Origin of the sequence: [Clostridium] symbiosum ATCC 14940, from assembly GCF_000466485.1 — a bacterium.
GTDB classification, from domain to species: domain Bacteria; phylum Bacillota; class Clostridia; order Lachnospirales; family Lachnospiraceae; genus Otoolea; species Otoolea symbiosa.
The window spans coordinates 1-3,359 of sequence record NZ_KE992971.1; the positions used below are offsets into that span (position 1 = coordinate 1).

Genomic DNA, 3,359 nt, shown 5'->3' on the forward strand with positions numbered 1-3,359 from the left:
GCGGCGTCCTCACCTGCTTAACTAAATCTCCATTCTGAATCATACAGCAATTTGCCGGTACAAAGCGTTCCGTTCTTTAAACCCCATTGTCAAAATGCATAAAAAACCCCCTATAAGAACAATCTTTACCCCCTTATTTGTACAAACCCCCTTTGATATAATATAACCATAACGAAGAAAAAAGCAGGGTAGAAAAAGGGGAAAGACAGGTGTCAGAAAATGAATGAGACAATTGTTTCAATGGATAGTATCAGTAAAAGCTTTCCGGGAGTTAAAGCGCTCGATCATGTCCATTTTGAGCTTCGTTCCGGTGAAGTTATGGCGCTGCTGGGGGAAAATGGAGCAGGGAAAAGCACGCTGATGAAAATCCTGAGCGGTGTTTATACAAGGGATGAAGGAAGCATGGCTATTTTAGGCAAGGAATACGGCGATCTCAGTCCAAAACAGGCGCAGGAAGTCGGAGTGGCGATTATCCATCAGGAATTAAATATGTGCCGCCACCTCTCGGTAGCGGAGAACATGTTTCTCGGAAGAGAGAAGAAAAAAGGGATCATGCTTTCAAATTCCGAGATGGAGGCGGAAGCGCAGAGAATTCTGGATGAGCTGAAAATTGATTTGCGGCCGCAGCAGGTGGTGGGGGATCTTCCCGTATCCATGCAGCAAATGGTAGAGATTGCGAAAGCGCTCTCCACCAACGCCAGGATCCTGATCATGGATGAGCCGACGTCGGCGCTGACAGCCAGGGAGATAGAAGATTTATTCCGGATTATCCGGGATTTGAAATCAAAAGGCTGCGGAATCGTATATATCTCACACAGGCTGGAGGAACTCCAGCACATTGTGGACAGAGTTACCATCATGCGTGACGGACAGTACATCACTTCGATGAATTTTAAAGATGCCACGATGGACGAGATTATCGCCAACATGGTAGGCCGCGAGATAAAAGAAAAGTTCCCGAGAGTGGAATGTGAGAAGGGAAAACTGGTTTTGGAGGTAAAGAATTTAAATGCCGGAAGACTGGTCAGGAACGTGGGATTTTCCCTCTATGAAGGCGAGATTGTCGGCTTTGCCGGACTGATGGGCGCCGGGCGGACCGAGACGACAAGAGCGATATTCGGCGTGGATCAAAAGGAAAGCGGCGTGATAGTGCTGGACGGTAAAGAAGTATCGATTAATAAACCGGAGGATGCAATCAAGGCAGGAATCGTGCTGGCGCCGGAGGACAGAAAGAAAGACGGGCTGTGTACAAAGCTGAGTATCCGCCACAATATTGCTCTCCCGAATCTGGATTTGCTTTGTAATAAACTGGGCGTTGTCAGCAGCCAAAAGGAGCATGAGATGTGCGATCGCGTCGTGGAGAACCTGAAGGTTAAGACGCCTACGGTGGAAGTGGAGGCCGGTAATCTCTCAGGCGGAAACCAGCAGAAGGTCGTTGTGGGAAAATGGCTGGCACGTAACTCCAGGGTCGTTATTTTCGACGAGCCGACCAGAGGAATCGATGTGGCTGCCAAAGTAGAAATCTATAACCTGATGAATGAATTAAAGCAGCAGGGGATCGCAGTTATGTTCGTTTCATCTGAAATGCCGGAGGTTATGGGAATTGCTGACCGGATTATCGTTATGTGCGACGGCCGCATTACCGGAGAGCTGGCAGCGGAAGAAGCAACACAGAATCAGATATTGACACTGGCAACACAGTTTGAGAAAAAGATTGCCAGCGGTGAGTGATAAGGGGGAGAAAAAATGAATCAGACAAAACAAAATCCGGTGAAGAGAATACTGGGTGTCCGCGGAATGCGCGGGGCATTGACGGCATTTGCCGGACTAATCGTAATCTATATTGCATTCGGTATTATTAACCCGACCGTATTTTCAGGACAGAACGTGATGAACCTTCTGCGTTCCATGTCTAAATACCTGATTATCGGTATCGGCCAGAGCTACATATTGATTACAGGAAATATCGACCTTTCCATCGGTTCCGTGGTCGGCATGAGCGCAATGATCTCGGCGACGCTGATGACCCACGGCGTGACCCCGGCGGTAGCCATTCTGATCACCCTTGCCTGCTGCCTGGTAATCGGCGTTATCAACGGTATTCTGGTCGGTAAATTCCAGCTTCCTCCGTTTATCGCAACGCTGGGAACCATGTTCGTAGCCAGAGGCGTGGCATATATGGTTAACGGCAACAGAAACACGGACGCTATCAGCTCCGGTATCGGCAAGGAAGCGGCAGATAAATTCCAGAATTTCTTCTACTATGGAAAGACGGCGGGCGTATACAATACGTTCTGGATAGCAATCGTCTTATTTATTATCTTTTTCTTCCTGCTCTCCAAGACGAGAACAGGGCGTCATATTTACGCGGTCGGCTCAAACGTTGAAGCGGCAAAGCTTTCCGGTGTAAGCGTCGTGGCAACGATTACCAAAACATATCTTGTCAGCGCGTTCTGTTCCTTCGTGGTTGGCTTAATCCTCTGCGGCCAGGCTAACATGGGGAATATGGAAGCAGGAAACATGTACGAAATGTATGCGGTTGCGGCAGGCGTTATCGGCGGTATCTCCCCTCTGGGCGGCACCGGAATCCTTCTCGGCACGCTGGCGGGAGCTTCCGTATGGCAGACACTGGAAAACGGACTGAACATGATTGGCGTACAGGTTGGTATTCAGCGTCTTGTCATTGGTATCATCGTGGTATTCGCCGTACTTCTGGATGTGGTATTCCGAAAAGGACTCTTTAAGAAAAAACGCACCAGCTAAACGGCTGGATTTGAAAAAGCCAGGCAGAAGTAACAGTTTATGATATCTGAACGGTTACAGGTAGAAGGTATTGAATTAGCCGCCGTTACAGGCGCTAAGATAAAATGAAAAATGCGGTTAAAAGGCCCGGAAGGTCCGGGCTGAGGGGACTGCAAAAAAGGAGGAAGTTACATGAAAAAAATGAAGAAGATCGCGGCTCTTTTCTGTGCATCCTGTATGGTTGTCACGGCATTGGCAGGCTGCGGCAAAAAGGAAACTTCACAGACAGCAGAAACTGGAAGTGCAGCCACGACGGAGAAGGCGGCAGAGTCAGGTTCAGGAGAACTCATCGCACTGATTACGATGGACTCTATCGACCAGCACTGGGTAACCCTGAATGAGGGCGCGCAGAAGGCGGCAAAGGAACTGGGCGTAACAGTTCAGTTTATGGCTCCCAATACAAAGGACGACGCACAGCAGATCGAGTGTGTAAACAACGCCGTATCGGCAGGAGCAAAGGCAATTATCGTAGCGGCAAACGGTCCGGATGCCATTTCCTCCGCTCTGAAGGAAGCAGCATCGTCAGGCGTGAAAATTGTCTATGTTGACTCACCGGC

At 49.0% G+C, this 3,359-nt stretch carries 3 protein-coding genes; all 3 read left to right on the plus strand.

The genetic code is table 11. The features are described from left to right. The first annotated feature begins 219 nt into the window (after nucleotides 1-219). The gene (locus CLOSYM_RS16040) at nucleotides 220-1,731 is read left to right on the plus strand and encodes a sugar ABC transporter ATP-binding protein (RefSeq protein ID WP_021642918.1); all 1,512 of its coding nucleotides are present in this window, start codon (nucleotides 220-222) and stop codon (nucleotides 1,729-1,731) included. Nucleotides 1,732-1,746: 15 nt separating this feature from the next. Continuing rightward, a complete protein-coding gene (locus CLOSYM_RS16045; RefSeq protein ID WP_003504620.1) occupies nucleotides 1,747-2,763 on the plus strand; it encodes an ABC transporter permease in 1,017 nt (338 codons plus the stop codon). Between the two features lie 171 nt (nucleotides 2,764-2,934). Continuing rightward, nucleotides 2,935-3,359, plus strand: a 425-nt coding sequence (locus tag CLOSYM_RS16050) for a substrate-binding domain-containing protein (RefSeq protein WP_021642919.1), incomplete at its 3' end; no start/stop codon positions are given.

What these genes read in the sequence shown, in the direction of transcription:
- CLOSYM_RS16040 (WP_021642918.1), top strand. Translation starts at nt 220, where the DNA reads ATGAATGAGACAATTGTTTCAATGGATAGTATCAGTAAAAGCTTTCCG.
- CLOSYM_RS16045 (WP_003504620.1), top strand. Translation starts at nt 1,747, where the DNA reads ATGAATCAGACAAAACAAAATCCGGTGAAGAGAATACTGGGTGTCCGC.